15 protein-coding genes and 3 pseudogenes are annotated in these 17,634 nt (G+C 61.6%); 4 read left to right on the forward strand and 14 right to left on the reverse strand.

Features of this window, described 5'->3' with window-relative positions; all coding sequences use genetic code 11:
• Positions 1-26 precede the first annotated feature (26 nt).
• From QQL28_RS13430 to QQL28_RS13445, 4 genes and pseudogenes are all read right to left on the reverse strand, one after another.
• Positions 27-1,859 (reverse strand): Hsp70 family protein, encoded by a 1,833-nt coding sequence (locus QQL28_RS13430; RefSeq protein WP_284265760.1) that lies wholly within the window; start codon positions 1,857-1,859, stop codon positions 27-29.
• Between the two features lie 117 nt (positions 1,860-1,976).
• Complete coding sequence (locus tag QQL28_RS13435) at positions 1,977-2,597, reverse strand: DUF2760 domain-containing protein (RefSeq protein ID WP_284265762.1); 621 nt, start codon at positions 2,595-2,597, stop codon at positions 1,977-1,979.
• A 732-nt stretch (positions 2,598-3,329) separates the two neighbouring features.
• Entirely contained in the window at positions 3,330-3,677 is a 348-nt protein-coding gene (locus QQL28_RS13440; RefSeq protein WP_284265764.1) for a hypothetical protein, read from the reverse strand.
• Between the two features lie 196 nt (positions 3,678-3,873).
• Positions 3,874-4,034: pseudogene (locus QQL28_RS13445) on the reverse strand (adenylate/guanylate cyclase domain-containing protein); the annotation flags it as partial.
• Positions 4,035-4,209: 175 nt separating this feature from the next.
• Here QQL28_RS13445 and QQL28_RS13450 point away from each other — a divergent pair.
• On the forward strand, positions 4,210-4,461 hold the full coding sequence (locus tag QQL28_RS13450) for a hypothetical protein (RefSeq protein WP_284265766.1): 252 nt from the start codon (positions 4,210-4,212) through the stop codon (positions 4,459-4,461).
• 319 nt (positions 4,462-4,780) lie between these two features.
• Here the strand turns inward: QQL28_RS13450 and QQL28_RS13455 are convergent, their stop codons facing one another.
• Both QQL28_RS13455 and QQL28_RS13460 read right to left on the reverse strand, forming a co-directional pair.
• Positions 4,781-4,942 carry a hypothetical protein gene (locus tag QQL28_RS13455; RefSeq protein WP_284265768.1) on the reverse strand — a complete coding sequence of 54 codons (162 nt, stop codon included), beginning with the start codon at positions 4,940-4,942 and terminating at the stop codon, positions 4,781-4,783.
• Between the two features lie 230 nt (positions 4,943-5,172).
• Positions 5,173-5,439 carry a hypothetical protein gene (locus QQL28_RS13460; RefSeq protein ID WP_284265770.1) on the reverse strand — a complete coding sequence of 89 codons (267 nt, stop codon included), beginning with the start codon at positions 5,437-5,439 and terminating at the stop codon, positions 5,173-5,175.
• Between the two features lie 338 nt (positions 5,440-5,777).
• Between QQL28_RS13460 and QQL28_RS13465 the strand changes: the two genes are divergently transcribed.
• Positions 5,778-6,017: a DUF6064 family protein gene (locus QQL28_RS13465; protein ID WP_284265772.1), complete on the forward strand. Its 240-nt coding sequence runs from the start codon at positions 5,778-5,780 to the stop codon at positions 6,015-6,017.
• Between the two features lie 75 nt (positions 6,018-6,092).
• Here QQL28_RS13465 and QQL28_RS13470 read toward each other — a convergent pair whose 3' ends face one another.
• The 5 genes and pseudogenes from QQL28_RS13470 to QQL28_RS13485 all read right to left on the reverse strand — a co-directional run.
• A complete protein-coding gene (locus QQL28_RS13470) occupies positions 6,093-8,333 on the reverse strand; it encodes a DUF3363 domain-containing protein (protein WP_284265774.1) in 2,241 nt (746 codons plus the stop codon).
• Positions 8,334-8,861: 528 nt separating this feature from the next.
• Positions 8,862-9,937, reverse strand: a pseudogene (locus QQL28_RS13475) (IS110 family RNA-guided transposase).
• Between the two features lie 195 nt (positions 9,938-10,132).
• Positions 10,133-10,501, reverse strand: coding sequence for a lytic transglycosylase domain-containing protein (locus QQL28_RS45895; protein ID WP_348522493.1), 369 nt, complete (start codon positions 10,499-10,501; stop codon positions 10,133-10,135).
• Entirely contained in the window at positions 10,476-10,994 is a 519-nt protein-coding gene (locus QQL28_RS13480) for a transglycosylase SLT domain-containing protein (protein ID WP_348522494.1), read from the reverse strand. The genes QQL28_RS45895 and QQL28_RS13480 overlap by 26 nt, the downstream gene beginning before the upstream one ends.
• Positions 10,991-11,283, reverse strand: a pseudogene (locus tag QQL28_RS13485) (S26 family signal peptidase); the annotation flags it as partial. The gene QQL28_RS13480 and the pseudogene QQL28_RS13485, both read right to left, overlap by 4 nt.
• A 659-nt stretch (positions 11,284-11,942) precedes the next feature.
• On the opposite strand from QQL28_RS13485, the gene QQL28_RS13490 reads away from it, so the two are divergent.
• Positions 11,943-12,239 (forward strand): helix-turn-helix transcriptional regulator, encoded by a 297-nt coding sequence (locus tag QQL28_RS13490; protein ID WP_284265776.1) that lies wholly within the window; start codon positions 11,943-11,945, stop codon positions 12,237-12,239.
• Here QQL28_RS13490 and QQL28_RS13495 read toward each other — a convergent pair.
• A complete protein-coding gene (locus QQL28_RS13495) occupies positions 12,193-13,449 on the reverse strand; it encodes a tyrosine-type recombinase/integrase (protein WP_284266176.1) in 1,257 nt (418 codons plus the stop codon). The genes QQL28_RS13490 and QQL28_RS13495 overlap by 47 nt on opposite strands.
• 291 nt (positions 13,450-13,740) lie before the next feature.
• Positions 13,741-15,339 (reverse strand): glutamine-hydrolyzing GMP synthase, encoded by a 1,599-nt coding sequence (gene guaA, locus QQL28_RS13500; protein WP_284265778.1) that lies wholly within the window; start codon positions 15,337-15,339, stop codon positions 13,741-13,743.
• A gap of 415 nt (positions 15,340-15,754) precedes the next feature.
• Between guaA and QQL28_RS13505 the strand changes: the two genes are divergently transcribed.
• Entirely contained in the window at positions 15,755-15,964 is a 210-nt protein-coding gene (locus QQL28_RS13505; RefSeq protein WP_027526965.1) for a cold-shock protein, read from the forward strand.
• 318 nt (positions 15,965-16,282) lie between these two features.
• On the opposite strand, the gene QQL28_RS13510 is transcribed toward QQL28_RS13505, so the two are convergent.
• Positions 16,283-17,581, reverse strand: coding sequence for an RsmB/NOP family class I SAM-dependent RNA methyltransferase (locus QQL28_RS13510; protein WP_284265782.1), 1,299 nt, complete (start codon positions 17,579-17,581; stop codon positions 16,283-16,285).
• Between the last annotated feature and the right edge of the window lie 53 nt (positions 17,582-17,634).

Below are 17,634 nucleotides of genomic sequence, written 5' to 3' on the forward strand. Positions count from 1 at the left end.
AACTACCTCCAGAGGCGGTCCGGCCCCTATTCCGTGCGGACCTGGAACTCAACCTTCCATCGGCGATCGGAGTTTGTGTGCCTCATCCAAAGCTCAAGGATGCCAAGTTCGGTGACGACGGGGCTGACGCGGACCGGCACCGCCTGCCCCACCGGGACGTCCAGTGCCGGGATCGCGACTTCAAGCAGGCCAGCGTCATCAAGCTCACGCTCGGCGTCGGGGAGTATCTGTCCCGGCGTATCGCCGCTTCGTACCGAGGAGGAGAAAAACCGAAACTCCGCCGTGCGGCCGGTGACAAGGCCGAACTCGCGTCCTTCGATCAGCAGTTCCGTGCCTTCCTGCATCCCCTGCGGGACAACACACAATGCCTTCAGCGGCAGCTTGTAGCCTGGAATGGCGGGCATCGACGGTTCCAGGCCGATGTAATAGGAGCGCGCCGCGCCAGCCTTGATGCGTATGCCCTTGCCAGTGGCGCGGAGACGTCCGTAGATCGCGCCGCCGCGTGCGACGGCGAGGTCTGGTTCGAAACCCTGCAATTCGCGGACTGGCTGGCCGCCATTCCAGGACGCCAGCAGATCAAGCACCCGGTTACGGATTGGCGCTGCCTTGAAAACGCCCCCATTGAACAAGACCGCGGTTGGCATCAGCACCTGCGTGCCAGCCGATGCTCCCACCAGAGCGGCAAGCGTTTCGCTTGCCTTCACGTTCTGCAGGCTCTGAGCGAGAAACCGGGCGATATGCTTGCTGACGACCGGATCGGAAGCATACGGCAGACCGAATTCCTGCAGCCCTGCCCCACGGCCCTCGCGCGGCAGATCGTCAAGCCTGGTTCTGGCGAAAAAACCGTCGACAACAACTTGCTCTAGCGTCTCCCGATCGAGAGCCGTTGAGACAGTCTTGGCAAGCAGGCTGGAGCCGCGCGAGGGGACCGCGATTGGCGCCTGCGCCAGCCCGCCATCATCAAACAGGACGATCTTGGCTTTGGAGGCGGCGTGCACGAGCGCCAGGAATTGCCAGGAGTCCAGCCGTTTGCCCTCGGCCTCAAGCTTGGCGTTCAGCGCATATGCGAGCGCCAAATCCATATTGTCGCCACCTAGCAGAATGTGCTCGCCGACGCTGACACGCTCAAGTTCGAGCCGGCCTTCAACATCTGTGACCGCGATCAAGCTGAAATCGGCTGTCCCACCACCGACATCGCAGACCAGCACGATATCGCCATCAGCAATCAGGTTTCGCCACTCTCTGCTCGTCTGCGCCATCCAGGCGTAGAATGCAGCCTGCGGCTCCTCCAGCAATGTGACATCCTCAAGCCCCGCAGTCTTGGCGGCCTCGGCGGTGAGGCTTCTTGCGACCTCATCGAACGAGGCAGGAACGGTTACAACGATCTCGCCTTCCGAGAGGTCCCAATCCCGCCCCTGCGCCCGCTCGGTAAGCAGGAACGCGTCCCTGAGATGTTGGAGGTAAAGGTGTGAGCATTCGAATGGCGAGAGCTTCTCTTCCGCGATGTCGGATCGCCAGGGCAGGATCCGCTGCTTCGGGTCGATATGCGGGTTGGACAGCCAGGATTTGGCGGAGGTCGCGAGGCGATCAGGCACGAGCGCCCCCCGCTCGCGTGCGAACTGGCCAATGATCGCGCGCTCCCCGGCATCGCTCCAGGGCAGAGGAAACGAACTCTCCGGGAACTCCTCGGAATGCGGAATATAAATGGCCGACGGCAGCGTCGGCATATCGCCAATCTGATTTGGTCCCAGGGTCTGCGCGATTTCGACAATCCTGGTCTCACCGCTCTCGAGATCGGCGATCGCGATTGCGCTGTTGCTGGTGCCGAGGTCGATGGCAAGACTGAAACGAGCGCTCATGAGTGGCTTGACCTGGTTGTCGTGCTTTCAATTCGCGTTAAATAGCCGCGCGTGATGTAAAGCACCGGTTGTACGTGATCCGACTCGAGCGTCCGGCGTCCGGCCGATGCGAGCCGCTTATCTCAGTTCCACCTCCGCCGGAGCGATTGCTGGAAGTCGATGGGTCGAGTTCCGCAAAACGCGTGGTAGATTCACCGCATCCGTTTTCCAGCCGTGATGGACAAGCACGCCCGAGAACGGCGCCGGACCGCTGATCTTGCCGAGCAGTCGGTACTCGTCCGGCGAATAGCCAGCGGCGACCTGCACCGTCGATCCCTCGCTCTCTGCGCGCACGGGGGAGATTCGAAAGTGCTCCAGCAGGGCAGTCTTGCACCCGGCATGGACCACACGCGCGGCTGCCCCAACCTGTGCATCATCATGCGCGTTGATGTCGTCCATCAGGAAGTCGACCAGCCGGCCCCTTGCTTGCAGCAACGCCAAAAAGCTGACGATCTCGGCGTCTGCCTGGTTTGCGCGTGTCGTCACAGGAATCGGTCGGGCCGCCTCAGCGTCAGCGCTTCGATTATCCCGTGATGAGCTGCGCCCGACAAGGATCGCAATCAGCGCGACAAGGCTCAGCGCCACCGCCCCAGCCGATAGATACATTCGGAATGCGGTCGCTGCCGGCAGCAATTCCAAAGCATTCACCACGGCCAGGAGCAGGACCACTACGATCGCGATCACTTTCATGGCATGCATGATTAGCCGCAGCTCCCTTTGAGACGCATCAGCGTTGATTGATCCACGAAGAATATAGGATATCGACGGCTGTGGAAACCTAACTAGGTCCGCCCAGCTTGTCGATTTCTCCGTTAAAAAGTCGGGCGCGGTGAACACAGCGCATTATTGCTGTTGCAAGAAGCGATCTTAATCACAGAAACGCGAGCGAGTATCCGAGGTGGCGCACTCAGGCTCAGTCTTGCCACCTATTGCGCGCGCACGTCGCGGCTCGTTCCAGCGATTTATTAAACCCATGACGCCGACAACACGAGCGTCGATTTGAGTGAACGTTCCTGCTGCTCCCTTACCGAACGGACTACAAATGTTCTACAGCTAAGCGACGGCAAGTGGTCGCTGGGATGTCCGTTGTTGGCCGTGCGCCCCGAAGGCGCGAACCATCAGTAGAGGAGGATTCTACCCGGAAAGTTGTCGATTGGTCCGGTAGCTAGCGAGCAGCTTGGTCGGGTAACCGGCTAGGTTGGAGCCTCGCGACAAAGGTCGCCGTAGGGCGGCTGAGCGATCCGGCGGGCCGTAACGTGAGTAAAGCCTGAGCAGGCCTCGCCCTGATCATTTCGATGACGTGTTGTTCGCCAATCGCCGCCACTCTGTAGCGATCGCCATCGACCTCACATTCTTCAAGAAAACGGTCCCGCGTGCCGTCGTCGCGATAGTGCTCGATCAAAGGCGCAAGAGGTGTGTAGTTGTACCACGTCATCGCGGCATCTTTACGGAATGCGCTACCGCCTTGATCGCGGTCGTAAAGCTTGCCCACCATTCAGCGAAATCTGCATCGGACATGGTGCCCTTGGCATTGTTTGCGAACTTGGCGACCCATCGAACGTTGCGCTTGCAATAACCGCGGGCGCCGACCATCCGGTCGATGGTCGCGCTTTGCGGGCCGCTTTTGGTCAGCGGAACGCCGGTCAGAGCACAACGGAATTTCTGTCGGCGCCATAGCTTCAACAGGTATTCGGGCGTGAGATCGATCTGAGGCAGGTGCGGTCGATTTCTGGATCGCCACCTTGCGAAGTACAGGCAATCGGCGATCTTGCGCGCCACATCGATCGCCGACGCCGCTTCAAGGTCAATCATAATCCTCCTTGTCGTGCCCGGCGAGCGCCGGCGCGCGATCGTACCGACGAAGCAGAGCTTCCCACCCGGGCTATCGATCGATACTCCATTCGACGAATAGAACGGTCTTGCCAACGAACCGAACGTCGAGGGTCGACGTCCCGTATTCGTCATCGACCGTCTGGAGCGCTTCTGAAAGGCAGATTTCGCCGGCGCCAGCGCCTGTACGCGCGCCGCAACATTCACGGTCTGTCCGAAGTAATCGAGGTTTTCGTTTAACGTTACGGCGATGGACGGACCGCAATGGGCTCCGATTTTAAGGATGATGCTGGGATCGCCATGCTCAGCAGGCCCATCGCTTCAGTTGGCGCAGTGCAGCGCGATGTCCGAAGTTGGTGGTAGATCGGAACGGCTAAGCGGACCTGTCCACACCTACGAAGCCCAGTATCTCGGCGCCGATCCAATCCCCAACAGATCGACAATTTGCCACCGGGCTCCCCTGGCGCTTTGATCCGGCCGCATGAGGCCCCAAAAGATCACCTTCGGCGACATGCGCCAGATGGGCGTGCGCGGCGTTCTGATCTACTGTGCGGATTACCGTTGCGGCTATTCCGTGACCCTGAGCGCCGACCGCTGGTCGGATGACGTGCGGCTGTCGGACATCGAGCTTCGCTTCGTCTGCTCGGCGTGCGGCAGGCGCGGCGCTGACGTGCGACAAGACTTCAACTGGGGCACCCCGCCGAGTTCGGCGATGGGTTACCGGAGTACTTGACTTGACCTGACTTGACTTGCGGGGCAGACAAGATCGGCGACCGCTCCGAAATGCCAGTATTTGCGCGGGCTGTCGATTTTCGCTGAACCTTAATAATTCCGGGCGAATGAATACCCCTGTGGATCGAGAACTTGACCATCGAGCTGAAGCCGTGATGGCGATGAAGAAGGCCGTCGCTGCAAGCTGTCCGGCTGAAAGGCTGAGGTGGTTGCAGCTCGCTTTGGCATGGAAGGGCCTTGCGCGCATTGCCGAAGGCAGAGCCGCAAGCTGATGAAAGTTCGCCGCCGAACGGCCCTTTGCCGATCCGGAAGCCGCTGCCCTAAAGGTGCCTCTCATCCTGCTCGGATGGGCTCAGTGGTGCTTCTTTGGCCTCTTCCTCGGCCAGCAGCTTGCGGATCGTATTGCGCTTCTCTTCGTCCTTCTCTTCCTCAAGCAGCTTTCGGTAACGACGGATGTTCTCGTTGCGGATATATCGCTCCATGGGATGTTCACCATGCTGCGCCAGAGCAGGTATTATTGCACATCTCTGAACCCTCCGATACCACTGCGGTCGGAGGCTAAGGCCGGATCAAGCCGCCGAGTTGAGGCTTAGTGCGGAGAAACAAGCGCTGTGACGCCGAACGCAAACACGCACATGGCGGCTAAGGACCAAAGGTTATCGCGAGAGGGCACGCCCCATCCGCCGACCTCGATGCTCACCCAAGTGCAGGATCAACGCGACACGCAGTGAGGACATTCACCATCTGCGGCTTCGCTCAACTGCCGTCCAATCTCTTCCCTGAGGTCTTGCGGCTCCCAATTCGTACCGTCGCTCCTGACGATCCTCTTGGCGCGCTCAAAAGCATGGCTCTCGGCCGCATCGTCACCCATGCGGATGCTCACTTCACAGTGAAAGGGACAGACCGCGATTGCACGAGTTGTCTCTAGCGCATAGCGCACGGTCGCGCTCAGGTCGTCGGCGTAATCTTTGGCGAACATGTCGAGCCTCCCGTCGCCTCGGCACGGTGAGACATACACGCAATCACGATGCGGATAAGGCGAGGCCCGGTGTGCCTAGGAGCCCGGGCCTCATAACCTCAGCAGCCTGACAAGAGGTTGTTCGGCTACATGCTAACCTTACGGCGACCGGAGCGAAGCGCTTTGATGTCGCGCAAGAAGCCGCTGCTCCGCAGCGCAACATTGCCCGGAGCCGCCGTAGGTAGCTTCGGCTTGCAGCCGGACCTGTCCACCGGGATCGGCGCCGCGTTCATAGCCTATGCAGCAATTGTCTATCCGTTGATCGGGGGCGCCATCGGTCATGATTATCCGGAATGCCCATGTTTGGCGTCACACCTTGTCCCGCGACCATCTTCACGTTCGGACTGCTTCTGACGACGATGCGTCCGGTGCCACGCTGGCTGCTTGTCATCCCCGTTGTTTGGTCGCTGATCGGCGGAAGCGCGGCCATTCTACTCCATGTGCCGCAAGACTGGCTGCTCCTTGGGAGTGGCTGCATTGCCGCACCACTGATCGTCGCTCGCGATCGGCACACGATACGCGGTACCGGATTCGCATAGAGCCAAATGCAGTTGCACCAGGCCTTCACTGCTTGCCGAGCCAGCGCCGGAAGCAGCAAGGCCATACGACGAGGCTTACAACCCCAGCCCGCGCTTTCGTCCGAAGCTCCAATCGATGCCGCCGTTATCCAGCGTGATGCCAGAGACGTGTTGCCCAATGCGCTTGTCGAGGACTGGCTGCCAGGGGACGAGGGCAAAGCCGAGGCCACCGTCGGCGCTCAGGACTTCGAGCATGGCAAAGCGGCCGCTGGTGAGATTGGTCGAACCGACGAGAGCCCCAGTGACGTAGTCGCCTGCCTTGACCGGTTGGAAGGTTCGTCCCAAGGAGGACGCCATCTCCTGTCCGACCCGCTCGATCTCCTTCCGTTCGAGGGTGGCGATGCTGGTCCGGGAAATCGTCGTCTTCCCGTCCTTGGTCACGGCATAGCCCATCTCGACGAGTCGCTGGGCCCGCTGGCTGAGCGCCTGCCTGACCTGTCGGCCAAAGCCGAGGTCTTTGACCGAAATCGCATCCCGGGCGATCAACTCCCGGTCGAGCCAGGTCGCTCCGTCGCTGGTTATCTGCCGCTCAAGGTCGATGGTGGAAAGGATCCGTAGCTGGGGCCGGTTGCCGCCGTGAGCGGGGTCGTAGGACTGCCCGCGCTCGACGATGTCGTTCGGCACCCGCCAAAGATCCTCATCGAGCCGCTCGACATGCCCGGCCCGGCGGAGCGCCTCCAATCGGCGAACGTGGAAGCGGACAAAACTCTCCGGGTCCTTACCCTGGCGTTCGAAGCTGTCCTTAATCCGGGCCAGATGCCGGCTGGGCCGATAGATGCCGTCGCCCTCCTCAGCGTTGATGGCGATGTTGCGGTCGGCCGCCCGCGTCCCGGAGGTGGGAGGAGCCGCCTCGACGATCAAACCACGCCGGACCTCCTCGACCCGGGAGGCATCAACGAACTCTATGTGATGAACCCTTCCGTCGACTCCATCGATCACAAGAATGAGCCGCTCGCTCATTTCGTCTCCGGCCAGTCCCTTGGCCAGGACGCGACCGACCACGGTCTGGTCGATCGAGCCGCCGTGAAGGGCGTATTGACCAACCCCACGCTCCTCCGCGAGACCCTGCTCGGAAAGCGCTCGGTGCATGGTCTTGATGATGTCGTTGCGCTCGCCAAGCTCTTTCAGGGTGATCTCGGTCTTGCCGGACAGGACCCAGCGTCCGGGCTCAGCTTCGGATGCCAACCCATACCGCTCAAGCTGCTTGACCCGGCCGATCATGAGGGCCCGGTTCTGGCGCACCAAGTAGCTTGCCCCTTCACCCGATCTCAGATCGATGACGCCGGCCTCGCGCTGCTCGGACAGCAGCGCCTTGTCGAGCCGGGTCAGCCGCTCGGCGGTCACCTCATTGGCGAGCTTGGCCTGCAGTTCGATCTCGGTCTGGTGGCCAAGTTCCCTGGTAACGAAGTCGCTCGCCCGGTGTCGGATGCCGTGGGCGATATAGTCGCCGGCGATGTTGAGGATCTTGCCGTCGTCAGTGACGCCACGGACCAGGATATGGGTGTGGGGGTGGCCAGTGTTGTGATGGTCGACCGCGATCCAGTCGAGGCGTGTCTCCAAGTCGATCTCCATTTGCCGCATCAGGTCGCGGGTGAAGCCACGCAGGTCGACCATCTCGGTGGAGTCTTCTGGGGCGACGATGAAGCGGAACTGATGGCGATCCCCGCGTCCGCGCTCGACAAAGCCCTTGCCGTCGGCCTCATCCTCAAAGGCAGAATAAACCCTGCCCTTCTCGCCCTCGCGGGTCACACCGTCTCGTTCGAGATAGCGCAAGTGTGCATCGACCGCCTTGCTTGCCAGCCCGCGCATCCTGGGGCTACGCGGCCCGCTCTGCGGGTTAAGCTTGACGACCTTGGCCTTGACGACGACACGGCGTGAGCGGAAGCGGCCAGCGGCATCGCTCTGCCATCCGCCGCCATCCCGGGGCAGCGAGGCCACGACCTTCGCGCCGCGGCCACGGGCATTGAACCTGCCGCTGGCCTTCCCGCTTCGGCCGCTTGGCGATCGCGATCCGCCGATCCGAGAGGGATTTCCGCCGGCCTTGCGCACGGCGATCTGGACTTGCTTGAGGAATGGCTGGGCCTTCGAGCCGAGGCGCGTGCCGCCGCTGCGGACTCGTCCTGGTCTGACCCGAAATTCGTCGCCGTCATCTCTCACCATCAACGGACGATCTACGCGAGAAAATGGCTCGCACAAGGTCACGAAGACCGCGATAGCATCAAATCGTGGGAAGAGGCGTTGCAGCGAACGACCGGCGGAAGCGCCGCCGCCGCACATTGTAAGCGACGCCGCTCGGAGGATTGAAATCAATCATGAAAATTCGAAAAGCGACACCCGCACACTCTGCAAGGCGCCAAAATGGTGCCGCGGAAACCCGCAAAAACCAATGTGCAGACAAACCCTTGCGACCAGAGGGAGCCAGCGAACGCCAGTTCGCTTTATCTTGCCTTCCTAATCGGGCGGGCAAAGTCAACTCATTCCTACGCTTTTCTTCGACTCTTCGAACTTCAGCCACTACCGACTCCCTGCACCAACAACGCGCAACTTCACCACAGTTGCGTACGCGACGTGCATTCACCAGGCGGGATCCATGCGTTCCTTCGCATTCAGCACTTGGGCCGTCGCATGCTCTTCATCAGGTTCGTAAACAGGGCTGTCCAAGCAGTCCGGTGTTCTCGTCCCCGAAGGGCGGTAGCAGGCAAGAGATAGCGGACATTCCCCGTTTCGCGGCTCCGCCAGGGGACGCCCACCGCGCGCGGATCTCCAATTTCGCTTCTCCTCAACATGCCTGGCGCAAACCCAGCGCTAATCTGTCGTCATGTGCCACGCCGCTACTGTGCAGGTTTCAACCGCAGCCTTGGCGCCGAATCCGACGTGGAAATCGGTCGCGCTGACCCACATCCGGTGCAGAATGCTCGCCAGCTTGCGCGCGACCGCGGTGATCGCGCACAACATGCTTGACCGTTTGGCGATCCGCAGGCCCCACGCCCGCAAGGCCGACCATTTCCTGACGCAGCAGCAGGCTTGCAGCCGCCTCGCAAAGCGTCTCCCGCACGGCGACGTCGCCCTGTTTGCTGATGCGCCCTTCGTAGTCGATCGACGTGCCGGACTGGTGCCGCCTCGGCGCCAAGCCAAAATGCGCGCCTACCGTTCGCGATCTGGCAAAGCGCCGGGGATCATCGACGCCGACCTTGAACGACAGGGCCGCAACGGGACCGACGCTGGAACCGTCATCAGGCGGCGGCAGACAGCATCATGCTGGACGACCTGCAGCAGCACACGATGCAACCGATCGTAACCCTCAAGGATGGCGCGGCGCACATCCAACAATGCCTCGATGGTCATTACGAAGATCGGATCGCTACGGTCGATCAGCTCGCGCACGCGGGCTTCGTAGGCACCGCGGGCGACGGCTCCAACGAGCAACCCATAGGCCCGCAGCGCATCACGAACTTGGTTTTCGATGTCGATCAGTTTACGCTTGAGCAGCTTCCGGTTGGTCAGCAGCGTGCGCATCTTCTGCATGTCGATATTCTTGACATGGACGGCGCGGTACCAGCTCAACCGCATCATCTGCGCAATGCCGCGGGCATCGTTTCGGTCGGTCTTATTGCGCATCGTCGACAGTGACACACGCATGTGGCGCGCTTCGACGACAATGACCGGAAGCCCGGCTGGCTGCAGTTCGCAATAGAGCCAGATGCCAAGCGATGACGCCTCGACTCCCACTCTCTCCAGCGATCCGCGTAGTCCTCTACAGCGGAGCGGATCGCCGTTGGCTCGGTCGTGAACTTGAGTTCACGAACCGTGAGACCTTCACCATCGATAATGCAAAGACTGGTTTCTTCCAGACCGACGTCCAACCCAACGTAAAGCTTCATCGGAGCTCTCCTGTATGCGAACGACGACCTAAGTCGTTGCACCGGGCTCCAGATTCGGCCACACGGCGGCGATCCCCGTGCACCGGTTTCTCGGAGCCCGATTTGAAGGTCCCACCCTCGTGCTTCCCCACTGTCCTCCCGTTTCCGCCAAGTCCACTCCAGCGTACCCCGGCGCTCGCCGGTTCACGCCATTGCTCATCGCGCGCCTCCAACGTCGGATCTCGCGCTGAACAGGCTCGCCCCCTCGGAATGATCGATGACAAGGCGTGAACACCCGAAGAAGCGATCGCGTCGTTTGCAACGCTCCTGGCCTGTTGCCAATCTGGACTGCTCTTGCGTTCCGATTGCGTGACGAAGAGCGGGACGACGGTCCAAGAGAGCTGGCCAGCGAGTCGACACCCCCACCAAGGTCGCGAGATTGGCGACATACGCTTGCATCTCTGCCGGCAACGGTTCACCGGTGATATGCCGTTCGTAGCGTGCTGGCCCGGCATTGTATGCTGCAAACGCACCGGGCGCGCCATAGCGGTCCAGCAGTTCAGCTAGATACGCCGTGCCAACCAAAATGTTGTCGCGAGCGTGGTAGGGATCGTTGCCAATACCAGGTCCCCGGCATGATTTGCATCAATCCCATTGCGCCTTTCGGCGATTTGGCGCGCACATCGCCGGCGCTCTCCAGACGGATCACCGAGCTGATCCAGAGCACGGGCACCGCGAACCGTCGTGAGGCTTCTACAATCAAGGGCGCAAGCACATTGCTAGCCTGATCCTTCACTGGCTGGCCAGCAAATTCCTCCCCGGCGAGAACGGCACTGCTGCAAATCGTGAAAACGAACTGCAGTGGCACGACAGCCCAGATGCGCGCTCCCGACCGAGCCAAGCATGCCGTCGTGCTCGCGCCCGTCCAGGGTAAAGCCGCTTCGCGCCGGCCGTTCGGCCGCCCTGGACCGCGGCTGCGCGCGTCGGCCTTGCAAGCACCGGTCGAGACGGAGGAATGGTCCCTCAATCGATCGAACAGAGGAATGGCGCGGCAGACACCTGCAACACGCACGATCACTCCTCCCACGTCGACACCGGGAACGCATGGCCGATAACAGCCGACGCGGGCAGAAACCCAAAATACCGGCCGTCCAGGGAGTCGTCGGACTGCCAGTTCATGAGAAAGAGTTCGCCCTCCCCGACCACGCGGCACCCTCCCACCTCGGCAGCGGTCGGTCGCGCCCGTCGCGATCCCTCGCCTCGCCCACCGCAATCTTGTCGACCGAAGTTGTGAGCCCGGTTCTGCAGTCCGTTTGCCCTGGAGGCGCCAGCACGCGTTTGAGCATTGGGACGCCGACGGGCAGATGACGCTGGAAAACTCTCGAAAAATGCGTCTCTCACGATCGAGGCTGAAGGACGTGTAGCGTTCAATATCATTCAGAAATCTGTCGGCTATTGTGAGATCTTCCGCGAGCTCATCCTCCATGTGAGCAATCAACTCTCAACCGTATCGACATCAAACGGAGAGACGGTGGCTTCGCCGCAGCTGTTCCAAGTCGCCTCTTCCCGACTCGACACGATTTTGGTCCCAGCTTCCTGCATGACAGTGCTGAGCAGCTGATACTGGGCAGCGGTATCGGCCGGCCATGCGCCTCGCGACTTGTTAGCTGGAATGGACCCTTCCGCGAAGGCAGCGGCCATCGTCGATCTTGCGACAACAGAGAAAGCCAACCGCTGGCTTTGCTTACGGCAGCGCAATCTCAGCGAATGACCAATCGTCGTGTTCTTCCTTCAGGCGATAGTGCTTGTGGGCATGGCCTGCAGCCGATCGGTCTTAACCGGCCGCCCTCTACGCCGACATGATCCTTTCCCTGCCAGCGGCGTGCAAGGGAACTGGCCTCATCAGGTCAACCGAAATCGCCGAACGTTTCTTTTTGTACGACACGCTGGCCAGCCGGTTGCCGGGCGGAGCCAAAAATCTTAGGCGCACAGCACTTATTGGTCTCAATCGCATGGAGAAAGCAGTATGGCGCGTCGGGAAATCACACCGATCAAGCGCACCATCCGGCGAGACCAGCTTCGCGAGATGGTCCCGCTTGCCGACAGCACCATCTATGAGATGGAGCAGCGCGGCGACTTTCCGAGACGTTTCGCGCTTTCGGCTCGATGTGTCGTGTGGGACCTTGCTGAGGTCGAAGCATGGCTGGCTTTGCGCAGGTCGACACCTCTCTCGCGCGCGCCACATCCTGACGTGAGGCAACGCCGAACCCGGCCGGTTAAAGGGCCGGGTCGGGCTGCACGAGCGGCATTGACGGCGGAATGAGCGCCGGGATGTATTTCTGGCCACCGATCCAGGCATCAACGATGTTGGACCACTCCTGCATCATATGGCGACGCTGTACCTCGTACTCTGCCTTGTTGTAGACTCCCCTCGACGACCGTCCGTCCTCGTGCGCAAGGCACTTTTCGATCCAGTCGCTGTTAAAACCTAGTTCGTTCAGGAGAGTTGACGCCGTCCTTCGCAGGTCGTGAACCGTGAACGGCTCCAGCGGAAGTCCCTCCTTTCTTGCCTGCTCGACGACAAGATATGTTACGCGGTTAAACGTTGCTCGCGACATCGGAGCGTCGGCGTCATAGCGCGACGGCAGGACGTACTTCGAGTTTCCTGCGCAAGTCTTCAACGCAATGAAGATATCGAGCACATGGCGCGAGAAATACACGTTGTGCGCCTTGGAGCGCTTCATACGCTCCTTGGGAATTGTCCAGACTGCATTCTCGAAATCGACTTCATCCCATGTAGCATCAAGCAGCTCGCTCTTGCGGACCATCGTGAGCAGATAGAGACGCATTCCCAGCCTGATGGTGGGCAATGTCGCGACATGTTCCAGTTGTTTGAGCATGATACGAATTTCTGTCGGTGAAAGCGAACGGTCTCTCGGGACAAAGCTTGCGATCGACGCAGGTCCAACCTCGTCCGCTGGATTGGCAATCTTCTCGCCGTGCAGGATCGCAAACCCGTAGATCTGCTTCACGATATCGCGGACATGGATCGCTGTTGCAGGGGCCCCGCGCTCCACGATCGCAGCGCAATGGGCACGCAGATCGTCCGGTGCAATCTCATTCAGGAGGCGCCTGCGCCAAACGGGAAGCAGCTCGCGTTCGAAGATCGATCGCCGCATTGCCCGCGTACTGTCGGCCATGGGTGCCGCGTCGAGCCACTTCTCTCCGAGCTCGCCGAAACTCCTGGCTTCAAGGAGACGCCGCTTCTCGCGCTGTTTCTCGATCGCAGGGGAACGACCTTCACCGATTGCGCGCCTCGCATCGATGCATTTCTCGCGAGCGCGTGCGAGCGACAGGCCGGTCGGGCCGTACCTCCCGAGAACGACGGTCTCGCGTCGGCCATGCAAACGGTAATCAAGCCTGAACGACACAGTTCCACCCGGCGTCACGAGCGCGTACATGCCGTCGCGGTCGGTGATTTTGTACGATTTTTCCTTTGGTCTCAGAGCTTTAAGCGCAGCATCTGTCAGCAACGACTTCCCCTCCAGGCAAATACCGTCGGCCACTTTTCAGCCGCGACTGGCCGGAATTTTCTTTGTTTTACAAAGACTTGGACAAAGAAAAATACCGTCAGACGCAGCATCGCGCGTGACGGTATCGATCAGGATCGGTGGTTTCAATGGGCGGTGACGCCGTCAGGCGCCCCGTCTGGCCAAATTTCTGCGTATCGATAGATATCGAACGTAGATGACGAATTCAGTCGTAAAATCAGTCTGTTAATTCGTGCAATTGGATAGAGCGAGGTAGTCCCGGACGGACCCAAATTATTCCCACTCAATCGTCCCGGGCGGCTTGCTCGTCACGTCGTACACCACCCTATTTACGCCCTTCACCTCGTTGATGATGCGCGTCGCCGTCTCGCCCAGAAACTTCATGTCGAACTGATAGAAGTCCGCGGTCATGCCGTCGGTGGATGTCACCGCGCGCAGGCCCAGGACGAAATCATACGTGCGGCCGTCGCCCATGACGCCCACCGTCTTCACCGGGAGCAGCACGGCAAAGGCCTGCCAGATCTCATCGTAGAGACCGTGCTTGCGGATCTGGTCGATGTAGACGGCATCGGCCTTGCGCAGGATGTCGAGCTTGTCGCGGGTGATGTCGCCGGGGCAGCGGATGGCGAGGCCGGGGCCCGGGAACGGGTGGCGGCCGACGAAGATTTCGGGCAGGCCAAGCTCGCGGCCGAGCGCGCGCACCTCGTCCTTGAAGAGCTCGCGCAGGGGTTCGACGAGCTTCATGTTCATGCGCTCAGGCAAACCGCCGACATTGTGATGCGACTTGATCGTCACCGACGGACCGCCGGTGAAGGAGACGCTCTCGATCACGTCGGGGTAGAGCGTGCCCTGCGCGAGGAAATCGGCGCCGCCGATCTTCTTGGCCTCCGCGTCGAATACGTCGATGAAGAGCCGGCCGATGGTCTTGCGCTTCTTTTCGGGATCGGTGACGCCTTCGAGCTCGCCGAGGAACTGCTTTGAGGCATCCACGTGCACGAGCGGGATGTTGTAGTGGCCGCGGAAGAGATCGACGACCGTCCTGGCCTCGTCGAGGCGGAGCAGGCCGTGATCGACGAAGACGCAGGTGAGCTGGTCGCCGATCGCCTCGTGGATCAGCACCGCGGCCACCGCCGAATCGACGCCGCCGGAGAGACCGCAGATCACCCTGCCCTTGCCGACCTGGCTGCGGATCTTCTGGATCGCCTCCTCGCGGAAGGCGCGCATGGTCCAGTCGCCGCTAAGGCCCGCGATCTTGCGCACGAAGTTGCGGAGCAGCTTTGCGCCGTCGGGCGTATGCACCACCTCGGGGTGGAACATCAACCCGTAGTACTTGCGCTTCTCGTCCTGGATGATCGCGAACGGCGCGTTCGGCGAGGTGCCGGCCACCGTGAATCCCGGCGGCATCCTGGTGATGCGGTCGCCGTGGCTCATCCAGACCTGATTCTTGCCGCCGAGCGACCAGACGTCCTCGAACAGCTTGCTCTCGGCTTTCACCTCGACATCGGCGCGGCCGAATTCGCGGTGGTGCCCGCCTTGGACCTCGCCGCCCAACTGGGCCGCCATGGTCATCTGGCCGTAGCAGATGCCCATCACCGGCACGCCGGAGGCGAAGATCAGCTGGGGCGCACGGGGCGAGCCCTCTTCATGCACCGATTCCGGTCCACCGGAGAGAATCACCGCTTTCGGCTTCATCTCCAGAAAAGCCTCTTCGGCCTTGTTGAACGGGACGATCTCGCAGTAGACGCCGTCCTCGCGCACGCGACGCGCAATGAGCTGCGTCACCTGGCTGCCGAAGTCGACGATGAGAATCTTGTCATGCGCCGAGGCCACATGGGGCGACGACGGGGCGCGGTCGTTCTGTGCTGCTGTCATGGCAAGCAAATACGCGAGCGGGCACGCCCCCGCAATGCCGGAAACCGGCTTTCCCGCCGGATTTTTGGGCCGATTTCGGCGGAAAATGGCCGCGCCGGCCGCAGGTGAGCAAAGGCTCACTTGCGCCGTGCCAGCCGACGACGGGGAGCTGCGCTGGCCGAGAAGGCACGCCCAATTGCAGCGCAAGATAGAAAACCGGTGCGATGTCCCGACCCACGGGTGGTGCCTTGAAGTAGCCCCATTATCTCGCTATATTGTGATATCGATACTTGGCCGAACGACTGGGCCGCTTCGCCTCGTTTTTTTGACGGGCGCGCACGCTTCAGATGATTTCTCCAAAACATCGACTCATCAGGATCATGGGCGCAATGCGTACCGGTCCACGTGCGTATCTTATCTAACAAAGGAAATTCCCATGGCTATGGGCACCGTGAAGTGGTTCAACAACCAAAAGGGCTTCGGCTTCATCCAGCCGGACGACGGCGCAAAGGACGTCTTCGTTCACATCAGCGCCGTTGAACGCGCTGGTCTGAGCACCCTCAACGAAGGCCAGAAGGTGTCGTTCGACATCGTCGCAGACCGCCGCAGCGGCAAGTCTTCGGCTGACAACATCCGCGCCGGCTAGTCCGGCCGCGCGACACAGCACGGCGCTCTGACCACGGACGTACTGGCAGAGCGTAAGCGATCAGGCCCCGCCACCGAGCGAGCTTCGGTGCGCGGGGCTTTGTTTTTGGGCGGGATGGTGGCGCTGCGCTCGCGGGGGTTAGCCGAAGGCGTAACCCACCACTTTTCCCACGGCGACAGAAGCGGTGGGTTACGCCTCGCTAGCCCACCCTAAAGCGCGATGAGATTAGGATGAATCGTCATCGCGCTTTAGGTTGTTGTTTGCGCATGATCTTTCCGGAAAACCGCTTCACACTTTTCCGGATCATGCTTTAGGAAGCTATGCCTTCTTCAGCACCGAGACGAAGAATCCGTCCGTGCCGGTGCGGCGGGGGGTCAACAACCAGCCCTCGGGCGTCTTGAGCGCGGCCTCTGCAAAGGCATCCGCCTTGTCCCAGAGCACGCTCGCGGTCTGCTCACTCGGCACGAGCGAAAACTCCGGATGGCGCGCCACGAATGCCCTCACCTGCTCGCCGTTCTCCTCAGATAGCACCGAGCAGGTGATGTAGGCGATGCGGCCGCCGGCCTTCACCAGCGGCACGGCGCGCTCGAGCACTTCGGCCTGATCCTTCAGCCGGATCTCCAGGGCGCCGGGGCGCATGCGCCATTTGGCGTCGGGGTTGCGGCGCCAGGTGCCGGTTCCCGTGCAGGGGGCGTCGATCACGACGAGGTCCGCGGTGCTGCGGATATCGGCGAGCGGATCGGCCTCGCCCTTGGGCGTGCGGATCTCCGCGTTGTGGACGCCCGCGCGCGACAGGCGTTCGTGAATGGGAGCAAGTTGCCGCTTGTCGCGATCGGTCGCGATCAGACGTCCCTTGCCTTGCATGAGGGCGGCCAGCGCCAGTGTCTTGCCGCCGGCACCTGCACAGAGATCGATCACCTGCTCGCCGGGTTTTGCGGCCGTAAGCAAGGCCGCGAGCTGCGAGCCTTCATCCTGAACCTCAATGGCGCCCTTGATGAAATCCTCCTCGGCCTGGATGCCGGGATTGCGCGCGTCGGCGCCAAGCTCGATGCGCAGGCCGTTCGGCGACCACGGCGTCGGCTTCGCGCCCAGATGAGCGAGCGAGCGCAGCACCTTGTCGCGATTGCCTTTGAGCGTGTTGATGCGCAGGTCGAGCGGCGCGCGGCTCGCCATTGCGGCAGCTTCCGCCGCGCGGGTCTCGCCGAACACTTTTGCAAGGTGCGGATCGAGCCATTCGGGATAGTCGCTGGCAACCGAAGCCGGCGCGTCCGCGAGGGAGCGCGAGGCGAGCGCGGCCTGCTCGGCCTCGGTCAGCGGCGCCGGCGCATAGCGGCCGCCGTCGAACATCGCCGCCATGGTCGGCGTGTCCATGTTGCGCTCCAGGCGCAGCATGCCGATCAGGCGCGCCCGCGCCGTGTCGGAGTCCATGAGCCAGGCGCTGGAGGCGTAGCGACGCAGCACGTCCCAGACGAGGCCGGCAATCGCGGCGCGGTCGCCGGAGCCGGCGAAGCGGTGCGCGGTGCCCCACTCCTTCAGCGCCTTCGCCGCGGGCACGCGGTCTTTCTCGATGGTGTCGATCAGTTCGATGGCCGCGGACAGCCGTGCAGCAGGGGTCATATCAAATCTTTCAGAATGAAATCCGATGCTGGAGCGCGATACCATTATCGCGC

The organism is Bradyrhizobium iriomotense, from assembly GCF_030160715.1.
GTDB lineage: Bacteria > Pseudomonadota > Alphaproteobacteria > Rhizobiales > Xanthobacteraceae > Bradyrhizobium > Bradyrhizobium iriomotense.

What these genes read in the sequence shown, in the direction of transcription:
- guaA (WP_284265778.1), bottom strand. Translation starts at nt 15,339, where the DNA reads ATGACAGCAGCACAGAACGACCGCGCCCCGTCGTCGCCCCATGTGGCC.
- QQL28_RS13455 (WP_284265768.1), bottom strand. Translation starts at nt 4,942, where the DNA reads ATGGAGCGATATATCCGCAACGAGAACATCCGTCGTTACCGAAAGCTG.
- QQL28_RS13470 (WP_284265774.1), bottom strand. Translation starts at nt 8,333, where the DNA reads ATGTGCGGCGGCGGCGCTTCCGCCGGTCGTTCGCTGCAACGCCTCTTC.
- QQL28_RS13490 (WP_284265776.1), top strand. Translation starts at nt 11,943, where the DNA reads ATGGCGCGTCGGGAAATCACACCGATCAAGCGCACCATCCGGCGAGAC.
- QQL28_RS13435 (WP_284265762.1), bottom strand. Translation starts at nt 2,597, where the DNA reads ATGCATGCCATGAAAGTGATCGCGATCGTAGTGGTCCTGCTCCTGGCC.
- QQL28_RS13505 (WP_027526965.1), top strand. Translation starts at nt 15,755, where the DNA reads ATGGCTATGGGCACCGTGAAGTGGTTCAACAACCAAAAGGGCTTCGGC.
- QQL28_RS13450 (WP_284265766.1), top strand. Translation starts at nt 4,210, where the DNA reads ATGAGGCCCCAAAAGATCACCTTCGGCGACATGCGCCAGATGGGCGTG.
- QQL28_RS13430 (WP_284265760.1), bottom strand. Translation starts at nt 1,859, where the DNA reads ATGAGCGCTCGTTTCAGTCTTGCCATCGACCTCGGCACCAGCAACAGC.
- QQL28_RS13460 (WP_284265770.1), bottom strand. Translation starts at nt 5,439, where the DNA reads ATGTTCGCCAAAGATTACGCCGACGACCTGAGCGCGACCGTGCGCTAT.
- QQL28_RS13465 (WP_284265772.1), top strand. Translation starts at nt 5,778, where the DNA reads ATGTTTGGCGTCACACCTTGTCCCGCGACCATCTTCACGTTCGGACTG.
- QQL28_RS13510 (WP_284265782.1), bottom strand. Translation starts at nt 17,581, where the DNA reads ATGACCCCTGCTGCACGGCTGTCCGCGGCCATCGAACTGATCGACACC.